Source organism: Rhizobium sp. S163, from assembly GCF_030380805.1.
Classification (GTDB): Bacteria; Pseudomonadota; Alphaproteobacteria; order Rhizobiales; family Rhizobiaceae; genus Rhizobium.
In genome coordinates, this window is sequence record NZ_JAUDSA010000036.1 from 317,306 (window position 1) to 342,133 (window position 24,828).

Below are 24,828 nucleotides of genomic sequence, written 5' to 3' on the forward strand. Positions count from 1 at the left end.
GCTTGCGTCCAAGAACTTACATGCAGGTTATGTTAGATGCCCAAGACATGATTCCCGCTAATATGTAGGTTTACGACGGTTCGTAATGTCGAAGCACGCCAATTTGGAAGAGATTGAAGTCATAGAAGAATCCGCCATTTCGCGGTTTTTCAGCCGGTATCGGACGCATCTGACGGCGCTCGCCACGCTGGCCGTGTTCTGCATGGTCGGTTTTGCGATCGAGCAGCTGACGACCGAGGTGCGCTACGACGACGTGGTGCAGGCGCTGGCCGACACCAAGATCAGCTCGATCGTGCTGGCGCTGTTCTTCACGGCGCTGAGCTTCCTCGCGCTGGTGTTCTACGACGTCAACGCTATCGATTACGTCGGCAAGAAGCTGCCGTTTCCGCAGGTCGCGCTGACCGCGTTTGCCGCCTATGCCGTCGGCAACACGGCGGGCTTCGGCGCGCTGAGCGGTGGGGCCATCCGCTACCGCGCCTATTCGAGGCTCGGATTGACGCCCGAGGATATCGGCCGCGTCATCGCTTTCGTCACCATCGCCTTCGGCCTCGGCCTGGCCGGTGTCGGTTCCATCGCGCTTCTCGCCATCGCAGACGAGATCGCGCCCCTCATCGATGTCAGCAGCTGGGTTCTGCGTCTCCTCGGCGGATCGATCGTGCTGGTGCTGGCGGCGGGCGTCGTGCTTGGCCGTGGTGGCCGCGCGGTCAGCATCGGCCGTTTCTCGCTGCGGCTGCCCGATTCCGCCACATGGTCGCGTCAGTTCTTGGTCGCCGCCTTCGATATCGCGGCATCCGCCACCGTTCTCTATGTGCTCCTGCCGCAGACGGCGATCAGCTGGCCGGTGTTTCTCGCCGTCTACGCGATTGCCGTCGGCCTCGGCGTGCTCAGCCATGTGCCGGCCGGCCTCGGCGTGTTCGAAACTGTTATCATCGCCGCGCTCGGCAGTGCGGTGAATATCGACGCCGTGCTCGGCTCGCTGGTGCTCTACCGCCTGATCTATCACGTCGTGCCGCTGCTGCTGGCGGTCCTGGCGGTCTCGGCGACCGAGCTTCGCCGCTTCGCCGACCATCCCGTCGCCTCCGGATTTCGCCGGATCGGCATCCGGCTGATGCCGCAGCTCCTGTCGGCGCTGTCGCTGCTGCTCGGCGTCATGCTGATCTTTTCGAGCGTCACGCCGACGCCGGATTCCAACCTGGAGTTCCTCTCCAATTATCTGCCGCTGCCGATCGTGGAAGGCGCGCACTTCCTGGCGAGCCTTGCCGGACTGGCGCTGGTCGTTGCCGCTCGCGGTCTTGGCCAGAAGCTCGACGGCGCATGGTGGATCACCATCTTTTCGGCCGCGGCAGCACTGATGCTGTCGCTGCTGAAGGCTGTGGCGCTGGTCGAGGCCGCGTTCCTCGCCTTCCTGATTTTCGGCCTGTTCGTCAGCCGCCGCCTGTTTCGCCGCCGCGCCTCGCTGCTCAACCAGACGCTGACCGCATCCTGGCTGACGGCGATCGCCGTTGTCTGCGTCGGCGCCGTGGTTATCCTGCTTTTCGTCTATCGCGACGTCGATTATAGCAACGAGCTGTGGTGGCAGTTCGAATTCGCCGACGAGGCGCCGCGCGGTCTGCGCGCCGTGCTTGGCATCACCATCATCTCGACCGCCACCGCCGTCTTCAGCCTGCTGCGGCCGGCCACAACCCGGCTTGAGCCGGCAACGGACGAAGCGCTGGAGCGCGCCGTCGATATCGTCGAGAAGCAGCGCTACGCCGACGCCAATCTGGTGCGCATGGGCGACAAGAGCGTGATGTTCTCCGACAAGGGCGACGCCTTCATCATGTATGGCCGCCAGGGGCGCTCGTGGATCGCGCTGTTCGATCCCGTCGGCGACCGCAGCGCCATGCCGGAGCTCGTGTGGCGCTTCGTCGAGACGGCGCGCGCCGCCGGTTGCCGTGCGGTGTTCTACCAGATCTCGCCGGCGCTGCTTTCTCATTGCGCCGATGCGGGCCTGCGCGCTTTCAAGCTCGGTGAACTTGCCGTCTCGGATCTTTCGACCTTCGAGATGAAGGGCGGCAAGTGGGCGAACCTGCGCCAGACCGCGAGCCGCGCCCAGCGCGACGGGTTGAGCTTCGAGGTGATCGCGGCGGAAGACGTGCCAGGTGTGATGGACGAGCTGGCGGCGGTTTCCGATGCCTGGCTTGCCGACCATAACGCCAAGGAGAAGGGCTTTTCGCTCGGTGCGTTCACGCCCGACTACATCCTTGCGCAGCCGGTCGGCATCCTGAAGCTCGAGGGCAAGATCGTCGCCTTCGCCAATATCCTGATCACGGGCGCCAAGGACGAGGGCACCATCGACCTGATGCGTTTTTCGCCAGACGCGCCGAAGGGCTCCATGGACTTCCTGTTCGTGCAGATCATGGAATATCTGCGCGCCGAAGGCTTCTCGCACTTCAACCTCGGCATGGCCCCGCTTTCGGGCATGTCGAAACGCGAGACGGCGCCGGTTTGGGATCGCATCGGCAGCACCGTGTTCGAGCACGGCGAGCGCTTCTACAACTTCAAGGGCCTCAGGGCCTTCAAATCCAAGTTTCACCCTCAATGGCATCCGCGCTATCTTGCGGTGTCCGGAGGAGGCAATCCGATGATCGCTTTGATGGACGCGACGCTCCTGATCGGTGGCGGATTGAAAGGGGTCGTGAGGAAATGATGAAAAGACACATTCTGGCCGCCGCCTGTGCGCTGGCGCTCTCCATTCCCGCTGCACATGCGGCCGACGAGACGACGCAGGAGTTCGAGACCGGGCTCATCCCGTCGCCGCACATCTTCCTGCCTGATGGAGACGTCAAGGGCGCCGTGATGCTGATCTCGGACGCCGCGGGCTGGGGCGACAAGGAGAAGACGGAAGCCGACCGACTGGTGGGCGAGGGCGCCGTTGTCATCGGCGTCGACTTCCCGTCCTACATCGATGCTCTGCGCAAATACGACGTCAGCGATAATGACGGCTGCGTCTATCTGGTCTCCGATATCGAGTCGCTCAGCCAGCAGGTGCAGCGCGCCGCCGGCAACAGCCCGTACCACCTGCCGATCGTGGCCGGTATCGGCGAGGGCGGGGCGCTGGCGCTGGCAATCGCCGCGCAGACGCCGGATGCGACCATCGGCCAAACACTGGCCATCGATCCGCTGGCGGGTATTCCGCTGACGCAGCAGCTCTGCACGCCGGCCAAGAAGAAGACGGTCGGCGACCGGATGATCTACGGCCTCAGCGACATCGCGCTGCCCGATCCCATCATCGCCGCCTTCACGCCCAATGCCGACAAGGACGGCCGTGCGCATGCGGACGAGCTGAAGAAGGCGCATTCGGACATCGACATTCGCGAAGTCCAGGATGATGCGCAGACGACGCTGAGCAGCACGCTCGACGACCTGATCGCCGCATCCGGCAATGCCGACAATCCGCTCGGGTTGCCGCTGACGATCCTCGACGCCAAGCCTGCCTTCGACACGATGGCGATCATCTATTCCGGCGATGGCGGCTGGCGCGACATCGACAAGGAAGTAGGCGCGGCGCTTCAGAAGCAGGGCATTCCCGTCGTCGGCGTGGATTCGCTGCATTACTTCTGGTCGGAGCGTAAGCCTCAGGAAACCGCCGACGATCTCGGCAAGATCATCGAGCTCTACCGCAAGCAATGGAAGGTCAAGCATGTTCTCTTGGTCGGCTATTCCTTCGGCGCGGACGTCGTGCCGGCCGCCTTCTCGCGGCTGAAGCCGGCTGCAAAGAGCGCCGTCGCGCAGATCTCGCTGCTGTCGCTGTCGCACGAGGTGGACTACCAGATCTCCGTCATGGGCTGGCTCGGCGCGAAGACCGAGGGCGCCGGCGGCGACCCGGTGGCCGATCTGAAGGCCGTCGATCCGAAGATCGTCCAGTGCGTCTACGGCAAGGAAGATGACGACGAGGTTGCCTGCCCCGATCTGAAGGATAGCGGCGTCGATGTCATCGCGCTCGCCGGCGACCATCACTTCGACGAAAACTACGCGCTGCTCAGCAAGACGATCATCGACGGGCTGAAGGCGCGGCTGCAGGATTAGCCCATAATCCGTGCTTCGCTCCATCCGAGGGCGGCGATCTCGCCGCCCCGGAATTTGGCGTCGTCGGCGACGATGAATTCGTCGAGCTGCGGCGGCTTCACGCTGGTACCAGCCAGCATGGCATGCACCTGGCCGCGATGATGCGTCTGGTGCTGGAAGAGATGACCGAGCACATCCTCCATTCGCTCCCGCTGAATGCGTTCGCCGCGATGGATCTCGACGGTCGAGACCAACCTCTGCGGCGAGAGCGCTTCAGCGAACATTACCAATCTTGTGTCGACGGCTTTCTGTTCGGCGGCAAGGCTTGCGATATCAGGGCAGGGCTCCTCGACCGCCCAAGCCTGCGGCCCCAGTGTGCCGCCTTCCAGCGCATCGACATAGAACCAGTCCACCGTCAGGATATGGTTCAGCGTCGCCTTGATCGAGGGGAAGAAGCTCATGCGCGGCGCTTCGAACTCGCCCGGCTGCAACAGCGCGCAGGCCATGTGCAGGCGATGATTGGCGAGCGCGTTGTTATAGGCGAGCTTGCGGAAGGGGCGGATGGGGTCGAAAGCCGTCACGGCATGTCCTCCTCGTTGCGACGGCTGGGGCATGCAGGCCTTTAGGCTGCCGTCAGCCGGATTTCTTCAGCTCGGAATGGCTCTTCAGGACTTTGCCGCCGTCTTCCTGCTCGATCAGATAGGCCGGCTCTTCCCTGCTCGCCTTCCGCTTGATGACCGCACCTTCGATCGTACGCTCGACGTCGTCGGTGAAGCTCTCCTTGATCTTGCCGGTCCCGGTTCCCTTGCCCCATTTCCATTCGACACCAGTGCCGATGCGGTACTTGCGCATGACCATCTCCTTTCGAGATGCCAATGCGCGAAGCGGGGTAGGGGTTCCTCAATCGTCCTGCTGGAACAGGCGGAACTGGGCTGCTTCGAGATCCTTCGGCGGCTGCATGCCGAGGTGCTTCCAGGCGGTGGCGGTCAAGACGCGGCCGCGCGGGGTGCGCTGGATGAAGCCCTGCTGGATCATGTAGGGCTCGATGATATCCTCGATGGCGTCGCGTGGCTCAGAAAGCCCGGCGGCGATCGTCTCGATGCCGACGGGGCCGCCGCCGAAATTCACCGCGATCATGTTGAGATAGCGCTTGTCGAGCTGGTCGAGGCCGAGATTGTCGACCAAGAGCCGGGTCAGCGCCTCGTCGGCGATCTCGCGTGTGACGGCTTCGGCCCGGGCAACCTCGGCGAAATCGCGGACGCGGCGCAGCAGACGGCCGGCGATGCGGGGGGTGCCGCGGGCGCGACGGGCGATCTCGCGTGCGCCTTCGTCGGTCATCGGCAGGTTCATCAGCCGGGCGCCGCGGCGCACGATCAGCTCCAGTTCGTCGACGGTGTAGAAGGAGAGCCGCACCGGGATGCCGAAGCGGTCTCGCAACGGCGTCGTCAAAAGGCCGAGGCGGGTGGTGGCGGCGACCAGCGTGAACTTCGACAGGTCGATCTTCACCGAGCGGGCGGCAGGGCCTTCGCCGATGATGAGGTCGAGCTGGAAGTCCTCCATCGCGGGATAGAGAATTTCCTCGACGGCGGGGCTCAGGCGATGGATTTCGTCGATGAAGAGCACGTCGCGCTCCTCGAGATTGGTCAGCAGCGCCGCAAGATCGCCCGCCTTGGCGATGACCGGGCCTGAAGTCGAGCGGAAGTTGACGCCGAGTTCCTTGGCCATGATCTGCGCCAGCGTCGTCTTGCCGAGACCGGGGGGGCCGACGAAGAGGACGTGATCGAGCGCCTCGCCACGGTTCTTCGCGGCCTCGATGAAGATTTTCAGATTGGCGCGGGCCTCGGCTTGGCCGGTGAACTCGTCGAGCGACTGCGGCCGCAACGTCGCGTCGAAATCCTCGCCGCGTTTTTCCGGGGTAATGAGGCGGGCGGTGTCGGTCATGCGAGAAGTTCCATTCCGGGAATTTTGCGGGCGGCCTTGCGGTCGAAGGTAAAGGTTTTGGCGCAGCCGTCGAGCCGGTTCATTTCACTGAGCAGCACATCGGCGAAATCGACATTGGCGGTTCGGCAAAGGTAGACGGCATTGCCCACGGCTTCGTAGGCGGCGACCTCGAATTCTCGTCGTTCGAGGACCGCCTGGATGAAATCGAGAATACGCTCTCTCGGATAGCGATACATGCGGTTCAAAACCCAATAGGCTTCCAGAACGACGGAGACATTGACGAAGAGGACATCGTCCGCCTCCAGGCGACCGAGCAGAGCCGCCACGGCATCGGCTTGCCTGGCGTCATCAGCCATGGCGACGCGCAAGAGCACGTTCGTGTCGATGCCGAAGCGTGCGGTCATTCGCGCTCACTCTTTCCAATCGCATTTGCATAGCGCTCGACGGCAGCGTCCATGATTGCCTCATCGATACCTTCTTGGGACAGCGGCGCATCAATCGGCGGCTTGCCGAGGATGCCTGCAAGCTCGCTGAGCGGCTTGTTGCGGGGGACCATGATGAGTTCGCCGTTTCGGACCCAGGCATAACACTTGTCGCCGGCCTTGACGTTCAGCTGATCGCGCAGGTCCTTGGGGATCGTCATCTGTCCCTTTGATGTGATCGTGATGTTGAAGCCCATGATCTCGCTCCGTTGCTCCGCCTTACGTTTGCATAATAGTAAGGCGCGGTCGCCCTGGCAATCGCGCTTACCGCGACAACTCCTTCAGCCCCAGCCGGATCAGCTTGGCGCTGTCAGCGCCTTCTCCCGCCGTCTTCATCGCGGCGGCAACCGCGTTGGCGGCCTGGTCTCTGCTGTAGCCGAGGTTGGTGAGGGCCGAGACGGCGTCGGCGACAGGGGCGGAGGCGACGCCTTCGCCGAGTTCCTGCTTCAGGCCGATATTGGCGGATGCCTCGCCGGCGAAGGCGGGGGCTTTGTTCTTCAGTTCGGTGACGATGCGGACTGCGACCTTGGGGCCGACGCCGTTGGCGCGGGAGATCGACGTCTTGTCCTGCAGGGCGATGGCGTTGGCGAGTTCGCCCGGGGTCAGCGTCGAGAGCACCGCTAGTGCCACCTTGGCGCCGACGCCCTGGACGCTCTGCAACAGGTTGAACCATTCACGCTCAAGCGCGGTCATGAAGCCGAAGAGCTTCAATTGGTCTTCGCGCACATAGGTCTCGATGAAGAGAATGCAGGCTTCGCCCACCGAGCCGATGCGCGACAGGGTGCGCGCCGAGCAATGGGCGACGTAGCAGACGCCGTGCACGTCGACGAGCACATAGTCGTCGCCGATTTCGTCGATGGTGCCTTTGAGCTTGCCGATCATGTTTGGTGGTCCGCCGGTTAAGAGTTCAGATGGGATGGGTTTCGGGCGTGATGAGGTCGAGTGCTGGGAAGTACGCCCGGTAGCGTCCGGGATCGCGGGTGAGCAGACGATGGGAGCGAACGGATGCATGCGCGCCGATCAGGAAATCGGGCAGGGTGCGTTCGCGCGCGCCGCCGGCGCGGCGGTAGGCGATGTGGGCCATTCCAGCCTGATAGGCTGCAGGAAAGGGTACCGCTTCGCGCACCAGATTAAGCCGTGCCAGCATGAACATGAGCTGATCCTCACTCGGCGCCATGCTTGCCAATTCGGCCCAGACTATCGGCGTGAGAATGAACTGCGCTTGCGGGCGCAGCCTCAAAATCATCTCCGACGACCATTCCTTGAACTGCGTTTCCGGCCCAAAAACATCGATGAAGACGTTGGTATCAACGAGGACCGAGGTCATCGCGCGGCCCCCTCAGCCATTCCATATACTCGTCGGTGGTCATGCCGAGCGTGTCGAACGTACCCGAAACGCTTTTCAGCCACGTCGCGAATTCTTCGTCCGATGTGGATTTGCCTTCGGCGACGACCACAAGCCGAGCGCCTTTCTCGTCCGCGACAAAATCCACCTCCGACCCCGGGCCGATGTTCAATCGGTCGCGGATCTCCTTGGGGATCGTCACCTGGCCTTTTTCGGTTACACGCATGGTAATACCTCTCAGGTATTACTTACCACGAAATGAGAACAAGTCAAGAACAAGCTAGCCGGCGAGCGCTGCCATGCGCATGCGGGCGCCGCCGCGGTTGTGGGCGTGGCAGATGGCGATGGCGAGTGCATCGGCGGCGTCGTCGCCCTTGAACTCGGCCTTCGGCATCAGGATCTTCAGCATCATGTGGATCTGCTTCTTCTCGGCGTGGCCGACGCCGATGACGGCTTTCTTCACCGCATTCGGCGCGTATTCCGAGACTTGCAGGCCAGCGCGGGCGGGGACCAGCATGGCGATGCCGCGGGCCTGGCCGAGCTTCAGCGTGGCGACGGCGTCCTTGTTGACGAAGGTCTGCTCGACGGCGGCTTCGTCCGGTTGGTGGCTGTGGACCACGTCGGCAAGGCCATCATGCAGCTGGCAGAGGCGTGATGCGAGGTCCATGTCGCCATCGGACGTCACCGTTCCCGAGGCGACGAAGCGCAAGGAATTGCCGAGCGTCTCGATGACGCCCCAGCCGGTGCGGCGCAGGCCGGGGTCGATGCCGATGATACGAATCGCGCTTTGCATGCGGTAATCCTATTGCAGATCAGCGATAACTGCCATCGATATGTGAACAAAACAAAAACATCTCGGTGTTTTTGTCAGGCCTCATTTACGGGAATTTAAATTCCCTCGGTAACTTTTGATCCACAAGAGATGAGAGGAGCCAGCTTTCTCGGGCGAAGGCTCCCCGTGTTCTGTTTTCAGGCCTGCCTGTGGGGCGCCAGCCCCGTCGGTATCAGCCGTTCCGGAAGGGGTTCGAGTTTTTCATGGTTCAGAGATTCCAGTCGCTGTCCTTCAAGGTCATTGCTACTTTCATTCTGCTGACGGCGCTGTCGATCGCCGCCATCAACTGTCTCGCCTATTTCGCCAGCAGTCGCATTTCCGGCGAGCAGGCGCTGAAGGCCAAGGAGAGCGTGCTGATCTTTCGCGGCGACATGCTGCATGATCAGCTGGCGCAGCTTGAAAACCAGGCCAATTCGATCGCCCGCATCGAGGCGCTGCAGATGTCGATCACCAGCCTGAAGAGCGGCTGGAAGACTATCGAGAAGACCTCTGGCGATGTCCGCGCCGAGCTCAAGAAGGTGTTCATCACCGACAATCCAAACCCGGCCGGCGAGCGCGAGAAGCTGGTGAAGCCGGATGCGCCGAGCGGCTTCTATTATTCCAACCATGAAAAGACCCAGGGCGAAGTCGCGCGCGATCTGCAGAACACACCGTTCAGCGATCTCCTGATCGCCGATCTCGATGGTTTCGTGCTCTATTCCTACAAGAAGAACGACGATTTCGCCGAGAACCTGAAGTCGGATGCGTGGAAATCGACCGGCGCCGGCCTTGCCTTTGCCAAGGCGATCGAAAACACCGCCAAGGCCACCGACGATGGCGCGCCTGCCGGCTTCTCCGGCCTGCGGGTGGATGCGAACGGTGCATCGGCAATCTTCTACGCCGTGCCTGTCGTCAAGCTCGGCCAGCCGAAGGGCGTGATGCTGTTTAGGGTGCGCGACGATGTCGTCGCCAGCATCCTCTCCAAGGGTATCGTTGCCGGCAGCACGGCGCAGGCGGCAATCGTTTCCGAGGATGGATCGGCGGTGACGGTCAACGAAGCCGGCCGGCTGGCGACGCTCGATACCGCGCCTTTCACCTTCCTTAAAGACGCGTTTGCCAATCCGGCGATGTCGGTCAACGACTTCAGCCGCGCCGATGGCGCCGCGCGCGCCTATGTGAAGCCCGTCGATTATCAGGGTGCGCGCTATTTGGTGGTCGAGAGCATGCGGCTCAGCGAGATCAATGCCGGTTCGCTTGAAATCGCGATGTTGTTGACGATGATCGGCTGCGGCGTGCTCGTGGTCATGGCGGTTGCCACCGGGATCATCACCAAGATGCTGTTTTCGCCGCTCGCCAAGCTTGCCGGCGTCACTCGCGCTGTGGCCGATGGCGATCTCGAGGTCGAGATCGGCAGCCAGAACCGCCACGACGAGATCGGCACGATGGCCAAGGCGCTCGCCCGCTTCAAGCAGTCGCTTATCGACAGCCGCACGCTGGAAGCGGCCAGCGCCGAAACGCGCGAACGCGCCGACCGCGACCGCCAGCAGCACATGGCCGAGCGCGAGGCGGAGGCGAAGACGCTGCAGGAGGTGGTCGAGGCCATCGACGAAGGTTTGCTGCATCTGGCGAACGGCGATCTCGCCTATCAGATCGATCGCCGCTTCCCCAACGAGCTCGAGGGATTGCGCCACAATTTCAACCAGGCGCTGGCGACGCTCAGCGACACGATGACGGCGATCGGCGGCAATTCGGCGGCGGTGCGCGCGGGCTCGGAAGAGATGCGCGCCGGCTCGGACGATCTTGCCGGCCGCACCGAGCGGCAGGCGGCGTCGATCACCGAGACGGCAAGCGCCATCGACGCGATCACCCAGTCGGTCCGCTCGCAGCTCGCGCGCGCCGAAGAGGCCGAGCGGATCGCCCGCGATGCCAAGCGCGAGACATCGGGTTCCGGCCAGATCATGCGCGACACGATCGCGGCCATGGAGGCGATCCAGGCATCGTCGCGGCAGATCAATTCGATCATCTCGGTCATCGATTCCATTGCCTTCCAGACCAATCTGTTGGCGCTGAACGCCGGCGTCGAGGCGGCACGCGCCGGCGAGGCCGGCAAGGGCTTTGCGGTCGTGGCGCAGGAAGTGCGCGAGCTTGCTCAGCGTTCGTCGGGTGCGGCCAAGGAGATCTCGCATCTGCTGCAGAAGTCCACGCATGAGGTTGAGGCCGGCGTATCGCTGGTCGAGCGGGCCGGCGTGGCGCTGACGGGTATCGGCGGCCATGTCGAGGCGATCAACGGCCAGATCAGCGAGATCATGGATGCCACCCGCGAGGAAGCAGAGACGCTGCGCCAGATCAACAGCGCCGTCGCCGAGCTCGATCAGATGACGCAGCAGAACGCGGCGATGGTCGAGGAAAGCACGGCCGCCATCCACTTGCTTGCCACAGAGGCCGTGGAGATGGATCGCCAGCTCGCCAATTTCACGTTGGCGCAGGGTGAGCATCAGCACAGCGCAGAGGTGCATGTGTTGAGGCGGCGTGGGTAAGACTCGCATCGAGGCCGCCGCTTCTCACACTTGAAGCGGCGGTGACGGATCTACGTATGCGTAAGGTCCGTCTGGGGGCGAAATTAGCTCCATCGCGAATGTTCTGCGCCGGGGCAGTCAGTCGTCCGGCGGAAGCCACGAGTACGCCACTTGCCGCAAGCGCGCGATTGGCGTAAATAAGCGCATCGCGAAAAGCGACCGCTTTCCTTGATCCGCTCAGTGGCGGAGTAAAATAGGTGGACGAATTGTCGTCCATGCGGTCAAGCACACGCCATCCATGCCGCCTCAGGCATTGATCGGCCAGCGTTCCCAAACATCAATCGCCTGCCTCGTCAGGCCCTATCGTGAGCCATCGGCGCCGCGTGCGCTCGTGCGCTTGCGTCCGATCGGAACACGCCATGACCACACCATCCATGACCAGACCACTTCTCGTCATCTTCACTGCCATCGTTCTCGATGCCGTCGGCATCGGGCTTATCTTTCCCATTCTTCCCGCGCTGCTCAAGGACGTCACCCACACCGACAACGTCGCCTCCACCATCGGCATCATGACCGCGCTCTATGCGACGATGCAGTTCATCTTCGCCCCTGTGCTCGGCTCGCTCAGCGACCGGCTCGGGCGGCGGCCGGTGCTTTTGATCTCGCTTGGCGGTGCGGCCATCAACTATCTGTTCCTCGCCTTCGCACCCAGCCTCTGGATGCTGCTTCTCGGCCGCGCCATCGCCGGGCTCACCAGTGCCAATGTCTCCGTCGCGTCCGCTTACATCACCGACATATCGCCCGAGGACAAACGCGCCCGCCGCTTCGGTCTCATCAATGCGATGTTCGGGGCCGGCTTCATCGTCGGCCCGGTGCTCGGCGGCGCGCTCGGCGATTATTGGCTGCGGCTGCCCTTCATCGCGGCAGCGGTGCTCAACGGCTGCAACCTGATTCTCGCTTTCCTCATGCTTCCGGAATCGCGCAAGCCGAGTCGGGAGAAGATCGATCTTGCTGCATTGAACCCGCTGCGGCCGCTCTATTGGCTCTTTTCCATGAAGAGCCTGCTGCCCATCGTCCTCATCTTCTTCGTCTTCAGCGCCACGGGCGAGGTTTATGGTACCTGCTGGGCGCTTTGGGGCGCGGACAGCTTCCAGTGGAACGGTCTTTGGGTCGGCCTTTCGCTCGGCGCCTTCGGTGTCTGCCAGACGCTGGCCCAGGCCTTCCTTCCGGGGCCCGCCGTCAAGCTGCTCGGCGAACGAGGCGCCATCCTCACCGGCGTCGCCAGCGCTTGTCTCTCGCTGGTCGTCATGGCGTTTGCCACGCGGGGATGGATGATCTTCGCGATCATGCCGCTCTTTGCGCTGGGCGGCATCGGCGTTCCGGCGCTGCAATCGCTGGCGACGCGGCAGGTCGACGAGAGCCAGCAGGGGCGGTTCCAGGGTGTGTTGTCGTCGGCGGTGAGCCTTGCCTCGATCGTCACGCCGCTCGGCTTTTCCAGCATCTATTTTCTCGTCAGAGCGCAATGGCCGGGCGCGATCTGGCTGTCGGTCATCGTCGTCCACGCGGTGAGCGTGCCGCTCGTCTGTGGATTGCGGTTCGGCAAGCCCGGGGCGGTTCCTGTTCCGTCTTCACCGTGAGCGGACATCAACTCACTGTCCGAAATTCCGAACAGCCCGTGCGGATTGTCTTGGCTTATCGATGGAACCAGACTGACCTATTTCTCGTCTTGATCGAAACGGAGAAAGATCATGTCCAATCTTGAAAAGTCCGGAACATTCAAACTCGGCAACCGCACCGTCAAACGGCTCGGCTACGGCGCGATGCAGCTCGCCGGCAAGGGCGTCTTCGGGCCGCCGAGAGATCGCGCGGAAGCGGTGGCGGTGCTGCGCGAGGCCGTCGAGAGCGGTGTCGATCACATCGACACCAGCGATTTCTACGGCCCGCACGTCACCAACCAGATCATCAAGGAAGCGCTGCATCCCTATAAGGACGACCTCGTGATCGTCACCAAGATCGGGGCGGTGCGCGGGGCGGATGCGTCCTGGAACCCGGCCTTCTCGAAGGAGGCGCTGACGCAGGCGGTGCACGACAACCTCAAGAACCTCGGCCTCGATGCGATCGAGGTGGTCAACCTGCGCGCCATGTTCGACGTGCATGGCCCTGCCGAGGGATCGCTGGAAGAGCCGCTGACCGTGCTTGCGGATCTGCAGCGCCAGGGCCTCGTCAAGCATATCGGCCTCTCCAACGTTACCGCCAAGCAGATCGCCGATGGGCGCAAGATCGCCGAGATCGTTTGCGTGCAGAACCAGTACAATCTCGCCCATCGCGGCGACGATGCGCTGATCGAAAAGCTTGCGGGCGAGGGGACGGCCTATGTGCCCTTCTTCCCGCTCGGCGGCTTCTCGCCGCTGCAGTCCTCGACGCTGTCGGATGTCGCGGCCGAGCTGGGAGCATCCCCGTTGCAGGTGGCGCTGGCATGGCTGCTGCAGCGCGCGCCGAACATCCTGCTGATCCCCGGCACCTCGTCGCGCGGGCATCTGCGGGAAAACCTCGCGGTCGCCGATCTCGTGCTGCCCGCCGATGCCGTCGCCAAGCTTGACGGTATCGCATCGGCAAAGGCTGGTTGATCGCTCCAACTCGATGACTGGCCCGCGCGGGTTAAAGCGCGCGGGCCTTTTTCGCGGTGAAAGCTTTGGTCCGGCCGGGTGGCTACCTACATAGGGTGTCCAATTCAACCACCGACAGGCCGCGCCATGGTTCCCTTCTCGATCCTCGATCTCTCCCCCGTTGCCGAAGGCAGCACCATCAGGCAGTCGCTGGAGAGTTCGGCGCGGATGGCGCAGCGGGCCGAGGCGTTCGGCTATAACCGCTTCTGGCTGGCCGAGCACCACGGCATGCCGGGTATCGCCAGTGCCGCCACCGCCGTGGTCATCGGCCATGTCGGGGCTGCTACGAAAAGGATCAGGATCGGCTCAGGCGGCATCATGCTGCCGAACCATGCGCCGCTGGTGATTGCCGAGCAGTTCGGCACGCTGGAGGCCTTGTTTCCGGGTCGTGTCGATCTCGGGCTCGGGCGGGCGCCAGGGACTGACATGCGCACGGCGCAGGCGTTGCGCCGCAATCTCGATGCCAGCAGCTTCCCCAACGATGTCGTCGAATTGCAGCAGCTGCTCGGCGCGCCGGTCGAGAACCAGGCGATCCTCTCGGTGCCGGGCATGAACAGCAACGTGCCGATCTGGCTGCTCGGCTCCAGCCTCTACAGCGCGCAGCTCGCCGGCATGCTCGGGCTTCCCTACGCGTTCGCCTCGCACTTCGCGCCAGATTCGCTGATGGAGGCGCTGGATATCTATCGCGACCGGTTCCAGCCATCGGCCGTGCTCGACAAGCCCTATGCGATGGTCGGCGTCATGGGATCGGTGGCGGAGACCGACGAGGAGGCCGCGTATCACTTCACCTCGGCGCAGCAGCAGTTCGTGAACCTGCGCCGCAACGTGCGCGGCCAGTTCCCGAAGCCGCTCCAGGATATGGAGAGCTTCTGGTCTCCGATGGAGAAGATGACGGTCGAGCACACGCTGCGCTATGCCGTGGTCGGATCACAGAAGACGGCGGAGGCGAAGCTCGCGGAATTCCTGCGCGATACGCAGGCCGACGAGCTGATCATCTCCATGCCGATCCACGATATCGAGGCGCGGCTGAAGTCGGTCGAGCTGTTCGCCGGGCTCAACACACTGATGCAGGCTGCTGCCTGACGGCAGCGAGGGTGATGCAGGCCGCCGCCTGACGGCCTGAACCTCTACTTGATCGTCTCGTTGGGATAGACGCCCCAGAGCGCGGATTGCCTGACGAAGCCTTCGAGGTCATGGCCGGTCACATCCACCTTGCACCAGCTGCCGTCGCAATCGCTGATCGCGACCCGAACGCGAGGGGTCAGCGACGCCAGCTTGCGGGACGAACTGCTCGCTCCGTCGCGAAGGGGCACGTGCGTCGATAGCCACGGTCCCACGATGGCGGTGCGGTTGCTCGACAGAAGTGCGCGGTGCATCCAGCCGGAGACGCCGTCGCTGTCGCGCACCTGGCGCCAGTTGCCGTATTCGGCGGTGATCTCCAGCGGCAGTCCGGGAACGCGGTAAATCCAGGCGATGCCGTAATCGAGCGAGGGGCCGACGCGCATGCGGGCCTCACGCGACCGCAGCGACACGAAGCGAGGAACCTTCAGCCCGGTCTCGCGGCCTTTGGGGCCATTGTCGGCCTTGGCCGCGACGGGTGCGGGCTGTGACAGCAGCGGATTGGCGGCGATCGAGGTGCAGGCCAGTGCCATGCCGGCAAGGCAGATCGCCGCCGTGCGCTTCCAGCCGCGAGCAAGGCGGGCAGGGGACGGCACGCGGGCGCCGTCCTTTCGAGCGCGCCTCATGCCGAGATGCGCTTGGTCAGTTTTGTCTTACGCATTGCGATCGGCTCAGTTGCACTGTGCCATGCGCTTCAGCGCGGCGGTGACGCCGTTCAGCGAGTAGGTGTAGCTGGTGGCGGTGCCGCGGCGCGAGACGGCGTCGACGGTCATGTCGCTGCCGCCGCGCATGGAGTCGATCAGATCAGGCTCCTTGGTCTCTTCCAGCACCCAGGCGGACGAGCCCTTGGTGAACATGGTGAATTCCTTGCCGCCGATCTCCACCTTGGCACGCGAGCCGGGTTTCAGATCGTAGCCCATGATTGCCTGCGGCTCGTAATTGGTGCCACGGCCCGGCGCGCGGCCGACCACGAAATAGTTGCGGCCATGATCGACGGCTGCGGGCTGCATGGTCTTCGGCACTGTCAGAATATAGCACACCGTCTTGCCCGAGCGGTCGTAGGAATAGACACCCCAATCGTCGAACTGCTTGACCATGGATGGCTGCGCATGAGCGGTGATCGCGCCTGCGAGCGTGCCTGCAAGTGCGATGGAGAGCGAAAGGGATAGTCTTTTCATGGGTCGTTTTCCCGCCGAGAGAAGTAAATGAGGCTGGCCTTGAGGCAGACCGGCTGGAGCGAATGGGCGGCATTCAAAGCGGCCAGGGTTACCGAGGCCTTAACAAACACCCCGTGTTCACGGACGTGTTACCGCTTGAGGCCAGTATGTGAGGGTTCACGCGGATAGACCTGTGGACAACAAAAAACCGGCCGCGTTTCCGGGGCCGGTTTTTTTCAGATTGCGATCGGAAGCGATCAGGCCGAGAGCTTGGCCAGAACTTCTTCCGAAACTTCGAAGTTCGAATAGACGTTCTGCACGTCGTCGTCGTCCTCGAGGCTGTCGATCAGCTTCAGCAGCGACTGGGCGCGCTCTTCGTCGACAGGCACGTTGTTCTGGGCGCGCCAGACGGCCTTGACGGTTTCAGCTTCGCCGAGCGAGGCTTCGAGCGCCTTGGCGACTTCGCCGAGAGCTTCGAAACCGCAGGTGATGTAGTGGCCTTCCTCGTCGGTCTCGACGTCGTCGGCGCCGGCTTCGATCGCCGCTTCCATCATCTTGTCGGCATCGCCGGCAGAGAGCTTGTAGGTGATCTCGCCGACATGGTCGAAGGAGAAGGATACCGAGCCGGTTTCGCCCAATGCGCCGCCGGCCTTGGTGAAGATCGAGCGGACGTTGGAAGCGGTGCGGTTGCGGTTGTCGGTCAGCGCTTCGACGATGATCGCGGTGCCGCCGGGGCCGTAGCCTTCGTAGCGCACTTCATCGTAGTTCTCGCCGTCGGCGCCGGCAGCCTTCTTGATGGCGCGGTCGATGTTGTCCTTCGGCATCGACTGGGCCTTGGCGTTCTGGATCGCCAGGCGCAGGCGGGCGTTCATCGTCGGGTCGGGCAGACCGGCCTTGGCGGCAACGGTGATTTCGCGCGCGAGCTTGGAGAACATTTTCGACCGCACGGCATCCTGACGGCCCTTGCGATGCATGATGTTTTTAAACTGTGAATGGCCAGCCATGGCACCCCTGTTCACGTCTTATTGTTGGGAATGGGCCGCCTTATAAGAGTGAAACGGGGCGTGTTCAAGGGAAAACAGGCGTGCCGGATGGCCGCGACGCCGGGGCGCGGCGTCAATCGACGGTGTATTTGTTGCGGCTCGCGAAGAAGCCGTGTCCGTCCTTGCGGCGGCAGGTGAGGCCGCTCTCATCGGACATGCATGTAAACGGTCCCGCCTTCCAGCGATCGCCATAGTTGAGCACGTTGACATCGTCGCAGCAGGCGGTGTCGCCCTCCATCTCGAAGATGAAGGCCTTGCCGGAGGCCGACAGGATCAGCCGCACGTATTTCGGCGCGATGCGGTCGCAGCCGAGCTCGGGGCCACCGTCATCGGGCTTGTACATCTCAGTTCCGCCTTTCGGGATATAGGTGCAGCCGATGTTTCTGGATGGGGTGACGAAGACGATCTGGCCGTTCTCGTCGGGCATGAAGCTGCGGTCGGCGGCGTCGGCGGGCAAGGCCGATGCCAGAGACAATGCCGAGGCGAAGCCCAGCGTGACCAGTGCCGCTATGCGCATGACGATCCCCATATCCCCACGATATCTGGAGCGTAGCATCTGTTTTCACTTTGGGGAACAAAGCCCGCGAGATGACGTTTCAAACACGGACCATTCGAAACGGAAGGAAGCGCTATGGCTAGTTTCAACGAGGCACGGGAACACCCGGCACGCCAGCTCTGGGATCAGGTCAACGACATTCATGCCGGCATGCTCGGCGTCGATGGCGCCGACATGCACATGCAGCCCATGGCGCCGAACGCCGATCCCAAGACCAACACCATCTGGTTCTACACCAAGTCGGACGCGGAGATCGTGCGGGCGATCAAGCCCGGAACGCGCGCGCATTTTTGCGTGGTCGGCAAGGATCACGACTACCACGCCTGCCTCGCCGGCAAGATCGAGGTTCGCCAGGATGCCTCCAAGATCGAGGAATACTGGAACTCGGTCGTGGCCGCCTGGTACGAGGACGGCAAGAAGGACCCGAAACTGACGATGCTCGCCATGCATGTCGATGACGCCGAAATCTGGGTGTCGACCGGCAGCAAGTTGAAATTCGGCTGGGAAATCGCCAAGGCCAATCTCGACGAGGACAAGATGCCCGATGTCGGCGTGCGACAGCATCTGCAGTTTGCTTGAGTTAGGTCGTGTAGCGAGGTCGATCGAGGCCCGGGAGCTTTGGCTCCTGGGCTTTTTTGTTGCGAATATAGCAACTTGCTATGGGCGATCATCCGCGCTAAGGTGGCATAGCAAATTGCGATATACGGTCATGGCCCATGCACGTCATCACGCAGAGAAAGATCTGGGAGGCGAAGGAGCGATGGCCGCATGCGGCCAATGCTCTTGATACTTGGTATCGGCTGATGAAGGGCTCGGAGCCTGTCGATTTCGCCGCGATGAAATCGCTGTTTCCGGCAACCGACAAAGTCGGTCAGCTTCACGTCTTTGACATCGGCGGAAACAAGCTGCGGCTTATCGCAATGGTGCAATACAGATTCAAGAAGGTCTATATTCAGCAGATCCTGGATCATGCCGGATACGACAAGGGAAAGTGGAAAGGTTAGGACAATGAGCGCGCTGGTGAAGCTGGTAAGCGAGCATTGGGCGCATGTGGCGCCGCTTCTCGCCATGCCGACGAATGAGGCGGAGTATGATCGTCTTGTCGGCCAACTCGACGAAATCCTTGCCGAGGTCGGTGATGACGAGGATCATCCGCTCGCGTTGCTGGCGTCGCGGATGGGCGATCTTATCGAAGCCTATGACGAAGAGAACCGTCCGATGCCTGAGGTGACGGGCGCCGATGTGTTGCGATACGTCATGGAGGAGCGCGGTCTTGGACAATCCGATTTGCCGGAGGTGGGGGCTCAGTCGGTCGTGTCCGAGATCCTGAACGGAAAGCGGCAGATCAATGTCAGACAGGCGCGAGCTTTGAGCGAGCGGTTTTCGATCCCGGCTGCGGTGTTTTTGTCGCTTTGAGTGACGTAGGAACCCCTCTTACTGCATCCCCTTCGCCACATAGATCTGCGGCTTCTTCGGCAGCGTGCGCATCGAGACGTCGATGCTGTTGCCCGAGGCGTAGACGACGTCGAAGTCGGGGCCGAACATCGAGAGGAAGTTGGCGAGCGGGCGTGGCTGGTGCATCGGTAGCACCAGCGAGGAGCGCAGGCGCTTGATGATGCGGCTCATGCTGTCGGCGCCCATGGTCAACCCGCCGTCGACGGGGACCATGACGATGTCGAGCCGGCCGATCTCCGTGTAGTGGGCATCGGTCAGTTCGTAGTGCAGATGGCCGAGATGGCCGATGCAGAGGCCTGCGACCTCGAAGATGAAGATGGAGTTGCCGTCGGCCTGCGGCGCGCCATAGCCGCCCCTGATATCTGTGGTGACGTTGCGGATGTAGGTGTCGCCGACCGTCAAATCGATCTTCGCTTTCTCTCCCGGCACGTCGCTCCAGCCGTGCAGCACATATTTGATCGAGGGATCCGGGGTCAGCGTGTAGTGCGAGGAGTGGGCGCGGTTCATCGTCGCCACCATCGGCATACGCGGCGGCGTGTACCAACCGCTGTAGTCCGTGGCGATGCTGACGCCGCCGGGCGTTTCGATCAGGAAGGTCGAGTGACCGATATAGGTTAGCGTCACCGTTTCGTTGTCCGCCGCGCCCGCGATCGGGACGGCGCCGGAGAAGCTTGCAAAAGTGGCCTTGGGAATGGATTGCGCGATCGCCTGGCATTGGCTGACGTTGCGGCGCGCTTCCTGCGCCTGCGCGGCGTCAGAACCCAGCCAGCCCGGCAGCAGGCCGGAGAGGGTGGTCATTGCGAAGACAAGAAAATGCAGCTTCATGCCACGTCCCCAGCGCTTTCACTGGCAAAAGGATGCGGCAAGGGTCGGCAGCGGTCCAGATCAAATCCGGACCGCGATGCTCACTTTTACGTCATGGCAGACAGATGCCGGTTCAGCGCCAGAATTCCGGGATGGTTTCCGACAGTCTCGGGCCGAGGCGTAGCGGCGCGATCTTTTCCGCGAGGCCCGTCGCATCCGAGATCTCGACGCCGACGCCGCAGATGGTGGCGGGGCCGGTGGCGGCCTCCATGCGGCCCTTCGGCATCTTCGAGATGAAGCGGTTCAGCGGTTCTTCCTTGTCCATGCCGAGCGAACTGTCATAGTCGCCGCACATGCCGGCATCGGAGAGATAGGCGGTGCCGCCGTTCAGGATCTGGTGGTCGGCGGTGGGCACATGCGTGTGGGTGCCGACAACGAAGGAGGCGCGGCCATCGACGAAGTGGCCGAAGCACTGCTTCTCGCTGGTGGCTTCCGCGTGGAAATCGAAGATGATCGCATCGGCCTGCTCCTTCAACGGGCAGGCGTCGAGAATGGTTTCAGCCGCCTTGAAGGGGTCGTCGAGCTCCGGATGCATGAAGACGCGACCCATGACGTTGGCAACCAGAACGCGGGCGCCGTTGCGGGCGTAGAACAGGCCGGAGCCGCGGCCGGGCGTGCCTTGCGGATAGTTGGCGGGGCGCAGGAACTGGTCGTTGCGGCCGGCGAAAGCGACGGCTTCCTTCTGGTCCCAGACGTGGTTGCCCGTCGTCACCACGTCGGCGCCGGCATTGATGGTCTCGAGAAAGATGTCCTCGGTGATGCCGAAGCCGCCGGCGGCGTTTTCACCGTTGACGACGACGAAGTCGAGCTTCAGGTCCGATATCAGGCCGGGGAGGCGATCCCACACCGCCGTGCGTCCCGTCTTGCCGACCATGTCACCCAAAAAAAGCAGTCGCATTGCTATCCAATCCAAGAGGCAAAAAAGCGCAGGCCGCTTTCTGTCAGGATGGCATCCAGGCTTACATCGTGCGGCTCGTCGGGCACATGTGCCACTTCCTGGCAGTCGAATGCAATGCCGATGAGTTTCGGATGCATGCCTTTTTGCCTCAAACGGTCGATCGCGCGGTCATAATGGCCCGCGCCATAGCCGATCCGGTGGCCGCGTCTGTCGAAGGCGGAAAGCGGCACCAGCAGGATCTCGGGGTCGAGAACCGGTGCGTCGGGGCCGGGGCCAGACGTGCCGAAGCCTGTCGAGACCAGTGGTGCACCATCCACGAGTTCACGGAAGACGATGGTCTGGCGGTCGAGAATGGCGGGGACGCACAGCCGGGCGCCGCGTGCGCGAAGCCGGGCCATCAGCGGGCGAAGGTCCGCTTCCGAGCGGATCGGCAGGAAGCCGGAGATGATCGTGCCGGGTGCAAAGGCGATCGCTTCGCCGGCGTGTTCGGCCATGGCTAGGCTCATCGCGGCCCTAGTCTCCACGGGAATGGCATCTCTCAGCGCCAGCCTTTCGGCGCGCATGCCGGCCTTGATGTCTCTTGCGTTCATGGTGTTCGCCTTGCTCGTTCGGCGGCGACAATAAAACGCGCGTATGCAAAAGCAACGCGGGAATGCGACGTTCGGGTGTCAGGCCGCCGGCTGTGTCGCGAGCGCGTGAATGGTTTCCTCGAAGAGCGGCAGTCCGCCCGGCTGCCAGCCGAGAGCCTGCAGCTTGGTCGTGTCCATCGGCGTCAGCAGCGATTTGTCGGCGGCGACAGGCAGGCGGTTGGCGCAATCGTGCTCCCAGCGGATAGGCTCGAGGATGTCCCAGGTGTCGAGCGCGAGATCGGAGACGTTGAAGGTCTCGCCCGAGATGCGACCGGCATCGGCCTCGAGCATGACGCGCACGGCCTTGCCGACATCCTGGCCGTGCACTTCGGTGCCGGCCCGCGCGGGGATCGGTCGGCCGCTCAGATAGTCGCCGAACAGCTTGTCCCATTTGTTGGGGCGCAGGTTGCCGTAGACGCCGGTGAGGCGCAGGCTGGCGGTGGCGAAGCCGGGGGCGGCCAGATGTGCCAGGCTGCGTTCGGCGTCGAGCTTGGTCTGGCCGTAGAGCGTTTCCGGCTTTTCCTGTGTCGCCTCCGTCAGCGTCGTTCCCGGTGGATGCTCGCCATAGGCGGCACGGCTGGAGATGAAGATGCAGCGGCGCGTGCCGGCGCGCTTGGCGGCCTCGAACAGGCGCACGGTGCCGTCGAGATTGAAGCGCTTGAAGGTCTCGGGATCGTCGCCTTCGCCGCCGCGATATTTGCCGGGCGCGTGGTGGAAGGCGGCGTGCACGAAGAAATAGGCGTCGTCGAAGGCCTCGATATGGTCCTTCTCCGGATCGAGCGACAGCGGCGCGAAATCGACGGGGCGGGAGAAGGCGCGCGGCAGCGGCGCATGGCGGCCACCGATGATGACCGAATATCCGGCTGCAAGCAGTTCCTCGACGATATAGCGACCGACAAGTCCTGTTCCACCCGATACCAGTACCTTCATGCTGCCCCTTTCGGATTGGCCATGGCCGATATGTCCGGCACGTCCTTGCCCGTGTAGAATGCCTGCCACAGGTCGATCAGCGGCCTCAGGCTTTCCGCCTTCGGATGATCTGTTTCCCATGGCTTTTCATACTGGTAATGCAGGACGGAAATACTGTTCCAGTCCCAAAGCGCAGGCATGGTAAACCAGACATATTGTAGCATGTTGAAATAGACCGGTAGACCATGCCATTCCGGGAAAAACGTCTGCAGGAAGGTCTGGTCAGTGCGTTTCCACAGGATTTCCGGCTGGTCGAGCCGCTCCAGCATGGCGCTGAATGTATCCTTCGAGGGCTTCGCGACGAAGACGCCGGAGTTCATGCGGTGAAAATCGGCGAGCGATTCGTAGACATTCGGGGCAGCGGAGAATTCGGGGTAGGCGAAGAGCCGGTCTATATTGCGCAGCACGATGGCGTCGGCGTCGATGAAGACGCAGGTCGCGTATTCGGTCAGTTGCCAGAGGCGGAGCTTGCAGAAATTGTCGAGCGGCGAGTGGAACAGCGGCTTGCGGCCCTTGGTGAAGGGAGCTGCGGCGTGGAGCTTGCCGCGTGCGTGGCGCTCGTTGAAGGCGTCCGACAGCGGCAGGTGCTCGACCGGGAGGAGGCGGCAGCCGAGGGTGCTGAGGGGCGCGAGGTCCGCGCCGGTGACGCCACCGGTGTGGAGGACGACGATGTCGGCGGTGGTGTGGGTCATGCGCAGCGAGCGGGCGAGCGCTGTGGCGCCCATGGCGTAGTCGGCGTTGGTGACGAGAGTGATGTAGGCGTTGGGGGAGGTCATTGCTGATAGGTCTCGGGGTGGACTGTGATGTTGGCCTTCGCTTGCCGCTCAGGCCACTCGGCGAGCCTTGTCCCCCTCATCGCCTCGCTGGCGCTCCGGCACTTCTCCCCGTTGGGGAGAAGCGGCAGGTGGTGGGCGTTCTGTCCTATCGCAGGAACGGTGAGGTTAGACGAGGTCGAGCGCGCGCCACGAGTCTCTTCTCCCCAACGGGGAGAAGGTGCCGGCAGGCGGATGAGGGGGCTTCGGACTCGGCGCTTTCGATATCCACCCTCCCTCACGACACCGACTTCAATCGCTTGCCCTCGGGATCGTGGTTGATCGTCGGCGCGATATCCCGCGTCCATGCCGACACCGCCGGTACGCGGCTGCGATCGACGCGGTAGGCGAATTTCTTCGCGACGTCGACGATCTCGCCCATCAGCCCCGTCTTCAGCGTGATCGGATCGAGGCCGAGGTTGCGGAACTTGTCGTTCTTCACGATCAGCTCGTTTTCCGGGGCTTCCTTGCGCGGATTGGGCAGCCAGGCGATCTCGGCGCCGGTCAACTTTGCAATCATCTCGGCGAGGTCGCGGACGCGGTGGGTTTCGGTCATCTGGTTGAAGATCTCGACACGAGCACCGCGCGTCGGCGGGTTCTTTAAGGCCAGTTCGATGCAGCGCACGGAATCCTGGATATGGATGAAGGCGCGGGTCTGGCCGCCGGTGCCGTGGACGGTCAGCGGATAGCCGATCGCCGCCTGGATCAGGAAGCGGTTCAGAACGGTGCCGTAGTCGCCGTCATAGTCGAAACGGTTCACCAGCTGATCGTGGCGGCGTGTCTGCTCGGTGTGGGTGCCCCAGACGATACCCTGGTGCAGATCGGTGATCCGGAGGCCGTCGTTCTTGGCGTAGAAATGGAAGAGCGTCTGATCCAGGCACTTGGTCATGTGGTAGATCGAGCCGGGATTGGCGGGGTAGAGGATTTCCTGGCTCACCGTCTCGCCGCTCGTCGTCTCGATGCCGACGGGGAGATACCCCTCGGGGATGGCGGCGCCGACCGTCGAATAGCCGTAGACGCCCATGGTGCCCAGGTGGATCAGATGCGCGTCGAGCTGCAGTTCGACCAGCGCGTTCAGGAGATTGTGCGTGGCGTTGATGTTGTTGTTGACCGTGTAGTTCTTGTGGCGGTCGCTCTTCATCGAATAGGGCGCGGCGCGCTGCTCGGCGAAGTGGATGATCGCGTCAGGCCGGTTTTCGGCGAGCCATTTTTTCAAGAGCTCGTAATCCCTCGCGAGATCGATCAGGTTGAAGTGGATGCGGCGGCCGGTCTCGGAGTGCCAGATGCGGGTGCGCTCCTGGATCGAGTCCATCGGGGTGAGCGACTGGACGCCGAGTTCGGTGTCGATCCAGCGTCTCGAGAGGTTGTCGAGGATGTGAATATCGTGGCCGGCGTCCGATAGATGCAATGATGTTGGCCAGCCGATAAATCCATCTCCGCCCATCACCGCAATCTTCATTGTGTCGTCTCCTTGTTGGCCTTGGCTATCGAGGATTACTTAGAAAGCGTGACAATTGT

General features: G+C 62.9%; 28 protein-coding genes. 9 read left to right on the plus strand and 19 right to left on the minus strand.

All coding sequences use genetic code 11. The features are described from left to right. Nucleotides 1-85: 85 nt before the first annotated feature. Together mprF and QTL96_RS26630 are read left to right on the plus strand one after the other, a co-directional pair. A complete protein-coding gene (gene mprF / locus QTL96_RS26625; protein ID WP_289729818.1) occupies nucleotides 86-2,689 on the plus strand; it encodes a bifunctional lysylphosphatidylglycerol flippase/synthetase MprF in 2,604 nt (867 codons plus the stop codon). Beyond that, nucleotides 2,686-4,068, plus strand: coding sequence for an AcvB/VirJ family lysyl-phosphatidylglycerol hydrolase (locus QTL96_RS26630; RefSeq protein WP_289729819.1), 1,383 nt, complete (start codon nucleotides 2,686-2,688; stop codon nucleotides 4,066-4,068). The genes mprF and QTL96_RS26630 overlap by 4 nt, the downstream gene beginning before the upstream one ends. On the opposite strand, the gene QTL96_RS26635 is transcribed toward QTL96_RS26630, so the two are convergent. The 9 genes from QTL96_RS26635 to ruvC form a co-directional block, all read right to left on the minus strand. Beyond that, a complete protein-coding gene (locus QTL96_RS26635; RefSeq protein ID WP_289729820.1) occupies nucleotides 4,065-4,628 on the minus strand; it encodes a DinB family protein in 564 nt (187 codons plus the stop codon). The two genes, QTL96_RS26630 and QTL96_RS26635, sit on opposite strands and share 4 nt — an antisense overlap. A 52-nt stretch (nucleotides 4,629-4,680) precedes the next feature. After that, nucleotides 4,681-4,899 (minus strand): DUF2945 domain-containing protein, encoded by a 219-nt coding sequence (locus QTL96_RS26640; RefSeq protein WP_113008782.1) that lies wholly within the window; start codon nucleotides 4,897-4,899, stop codon nucleotides 4,681-4,683. A gap of 48 nt (nucleotides 4,900-4,947) precedes the next feature. Further along, complete coding sequence (ruvB, locus tag QTL96_RS26645; RefSeq protein ID WP_018899653.1) at nucleotides 4,948-5,988, minus strand: Holliday junction branch migration DNA helicase RuvB; 1,041 nt, start codon at nucleotides 5,986-5,988, stop codon at nucleotides 4,948-4,950. Next, a complete protein-coding gene (locus tag QTL96_RS26650; protein ID WP_289729821.1) occupies nucleotides 5,985-6,392 on the minus strand; it encodes a PIN domain-containing protein in 408 nt (135 codons plus the stop codon). Before QTL96_RS26650 ends, ruvB begins: the two co-directional genes overlap by 4 nt. Continuing rightward, nucleotides 6,389-6,667, minus strand: a complete 279-nt coding sequence (locus tag QTL96_RS26655; protein WP_289729822.1) for an AbrB/MazE/SpoVT family DNA-binding domain-containing protein — start codon at nucleotides 6,665-6,667, stop codon at nucleotides 6,389-6,391. The genes QTL96_RS26650 and QTL96_RS26655 overlap by 4 nt, the downstream gene beginning before the upstream one ends. 67 nt (nucleotides 6,668-6,734) lie before the next feature. Next, nucleotides 6,735-7,352 carry a Holliday junction branch migration protein RuvA gene (gene ruvA, locus QTL96_RS26660; protein ID WP_112944919.1) on the minus strand — a complete coding sequence of 206 codons (618 nt, stop codon included), beginning with the start codon at nucleotides 7,350-7,352 and terminating at the stop codon, nucleotides 6,735-6,737. A 25-nt stretch (nucleotides 7,353-7,377) separates the two neighbouring features. Then, nucleotides 7,378-7,797, minus strand: coding sequence for a type II toxin-antitoxin system VapC family toxin (locus QTL96_RS26665; RefSeq protein ID WP_112534084.1), 420 nt, complete (start codon nucleotides 7,795-7,797; stop codon nucleotides 7,378-7,380). Next, a complete protein-coding gene (locus tag QTL96_RS26670; RefSeq protein WP_018899646.1) occupies nucleotides 7,778-8,041 on the minus strand; it encodes an AbrB/MazE/SpoVT family DNA-binding domain-containing protein in 264 nt (87 codons plus the stop codon). Before QTL96_RS26670 ends, QTL96_RS26665 begins: the two co-directional genes overlap by 20 nt. 54 nt (nucleotides 8,042-8,095) lie before the next feature. After that, the gene (gene ruvC / locus QTL96_RS26675) at nucleotides 8,096-8,608 is read right to left on the minus strand and encodes a crossover junction endodeoxyribonuclease RuvC (protein ID WP_111563306.1); all 513 of its coding nucleotides are present in this window, start codon (nucleotides 8,606-8,608) and stop codon (nucleotides 8,096-8,098) included. Nucleotides 8,609-8,850: 242 nt separating this feature from the next. On the opposite strand from ruvC, the gene QTL96_RS26680 reads away from it, so the two are divergent. From QTL96_RS26680 to QTL96_RS26695, 4 genes are all read left to right on the plus strand, one after another. Next, a complete protein-coding gene (locus QTL96_RS26680) occupies nucleotides 8,851-11,163 on the plus strand; it encodes a methyl-accepting chemotaxis protein (protein WP_289729823.1) in 2,313 nt (770 codons plus the stop codon). Between the two features lie 413 nt (nucleotides 11,164-11,576). Then, nucleotides 11,577-12,779: a TCR/Tet family MFS transporter gene (locus QTL96_RS26685; RefSeq protein WP_289729859.1), complete on the plus strand. Its 1,203-nt coding sequence runs from the start codon at nucleotides 11,577-11,579 to the stop codon at nucleotides 12,777-12,779. A gap of 111 nt (nucleotides 12,780-12,890) precedes the next feature. After that, nucleotides 12,891-13,769, plus strand: a complete 879-nt coding sequence (locus QTL96_RS26690) for an aldo/keto reductase family oxidoreductase (protein WP_289729824.1) — start codon at nucleotides 12,891-12,893, stop codon at nucleotides 13,767-13,769. A 126-nt stretch (nucleotides 13,770-13,895) separates the two neighbouring features. Further along, nucleotides 13,896-14,891: an LLM class flavin-dependent oxidoreductase gene (locus QTL96_RS26695; protein WP_289729825.1), complete on the plus strand. Its 996-nt coding sequence runs from the start codon at nucleotides 13,896-13,898 to the stop codon at nucleotides 14,889-14,891. A 44-nt stretch (nucleotides 14,892-14,935) separates the two neighbouring features. Here the strand turns inward: QTL96_RS26695 and QTL96_RS26700 are convergent, their stop codons facing one another. From QTL96_RS26700 to QTL96_RS26715, 4 genes are all read right to left on the minus strand, one after another. Continuing rightward, a complete protein-coding gene (locus QTL96_RS26700; RefSeq protein ID WP_289729826.1) occupies nucleotides 14,936-15,553 on the minus strand; it encodes an SH3 domain-containing protein in 618 nt (205 codons plus the stop codon). 45 nt (nucleotides 15,554-15,598) lie between these two features. Next, entirely contained in the window at nucleotides 15,599-16,105 is a 507-nt protein-coding gene (locus QTL96_RS26705; RefSeq protein WP_112980030.1) for an invasion associated locus B family protein, read from the minus strand. A gap of 236 nt (nucleotides 16,106-16,341) precedes the next feature. After that, nucleotides 16,342-17,088, minus strand: a complete 747-nt coding sequence (locus tag QTL96_RS26710) for a YebC/PmpR family DNA-binding transcriptional regulator (protein WP_018899637.1) — start codon at nucleotides 17,086-17,088, stop codon at nucleotides 16,342-16,344. A gap of 112 nt (nucleotides 17,089-17,200) precedes the next feature. After that, nucleotides 17,201-17,644: a DUF6636 domain-containing protein gene (locus QTL96_RS26715; protein WP_289729827.1), complete on the minus strand. Its 444-nt coding sequence runs from the start codon at nucleotides 17,642-17,644 to the stop codon at nucleotides 17,201-17,203. 114 nt (nucleotides 17,645-17,758) lie between these two features. Here QTL96_RS26715 and QTL96_RS26720 point away from each other — a divergent pair, with 114 nt between their 5' ends. The 3 genes from QTL96_RS26720 (at nucleotide 17,759) to QTL96_RS26730 (ending at nucleotide 19,099) form a co-directional block, all read left to right on the plus strand. After that, nucleotides 17,759-18,262: a pyridoxamine 5'-phosphate oxidase family protein gene (locus tag QTL96_RS26720; RefSeq protein ID WP_018899635.1), complete on the plus strand. Its 504-nt coding sequence runs from the start codon at nucleotides 17,759-17,761 to the stop codon at nucleotides 18,260-18,262. Between the two features lie 137 nt (nucleotides 18,263-18,399). After that, nucleotides 18,400-18,687: a type II toxin-antitoxin system HigB family toxin gene (locus tag QTL96_RS26725; RefSeq protein WP_112822997.1), complete on the plus strand. Its 288-nt coding sequence runs from the start codon at nucleotides 18,400-18,402 to the stop codon at nucleotides 18,685-18,687. Between the two features lie 4 nt (nucleotides 18,688-18,691). After that, the gene (locus QTL96_RS26730) at nucleotides 18,692-19,099 is read left to right on the plus strand and encodes a transcriptional regulator (RefSeq protein ID WP_113008773.1); all 408 of its coding nucleotides are present in this window, start codon (nucleotides 18,692-18,694) and stop codon (nucleotides 19,097-19,099) included. A gap of 18 nt (nucleotides 19,100-19,117) precedes the next feature. Here the strand turns inward: QTL96_RS26730 and QTL96_RS26735 are convergent, their stop codons facing one another. From QTL96_RS26735 to QTL96_RS26760, 6 genes are all read right to left on the minus strand, one after another. Beyond that, complete coding sequence (locus QTL96_RS26735; RefSeq protein ID WP_289729828.1) at nucleotides 19,118-19,963, minus strand: MBL fold metallo-hydrolase; 846 nt, start codon at nucleotides 19,961-19,963, stop codon at nucleotides 19,118-19,120. Nucleotides 19,964-20,075: 112 nt separating this feature from the next. After that, a complete protein-coding gene (locus QTL96_RS26740; RefSeq protein ID WP_026283224.1) occupies nucleotides 20,076-20,900 on the minus strand; it encodes a TIGR00282 family metallophosphoesterase in 825 nt (274 codons plus the stop codon). 2 nt (nucleotides 20,901-20,902) lie between these two features. After that, nucleotides 20,903-21,490, minus strand: a complete 588-nt coding sequence (locus QTL96_RS26745; RefSeq protein ID WP_289729829.1) for a 5-formyltetrahydrofolate cyclo-ligase — start codon at nucleotides 21,488-21,490, stop codon at nucleotides 20,903-20,905. Between the two features lie 78 nt (nucleotides 21,491-21,568). After that, entirely contained in the window at nucleotides 21,569-22,459 is an 891-nt protein-coding gene (locus QTL96_RS26750; RefSeq protein ID WP_047509342.1) for an NAD(P)-dependent oxidoreductase, read from the minus strand. After that, nucleotides 22,456-23,274: a glycosyltransferase gene (locus tag QTL96_RS26755; RefSeq protein ID WP_289729830.1), complete on the minus strand. Its 819-nt coding sequence runs from the start codon at nucleotides 23,272-23,274 to the stop codon at nucleotides 22,456-22,458. Before QTL96_RS26755 ends, QTL96_RS26750 begins: the two co-directional genes overlap by 4 nt. A gap of 274 nt (nucleotides 23,275-23,548) precedes the next feature. After that, nucleotides 23,549-24,769 carry an NAD-dependent epimerase/dehydratase family protein gene (locus QTL96_RS26760; protein WP_289729831.1) on the minus strand — a complete coding sequence of 407 codons (1,221 nt, stop codon included), beginning with the start codon at nucleotides 24,767-24,769 and terminating at the stop codon, nucleotides 23,549-23,551. Nucleotides 24,770-24,828 lie beyond the last annotated feature (59 nt).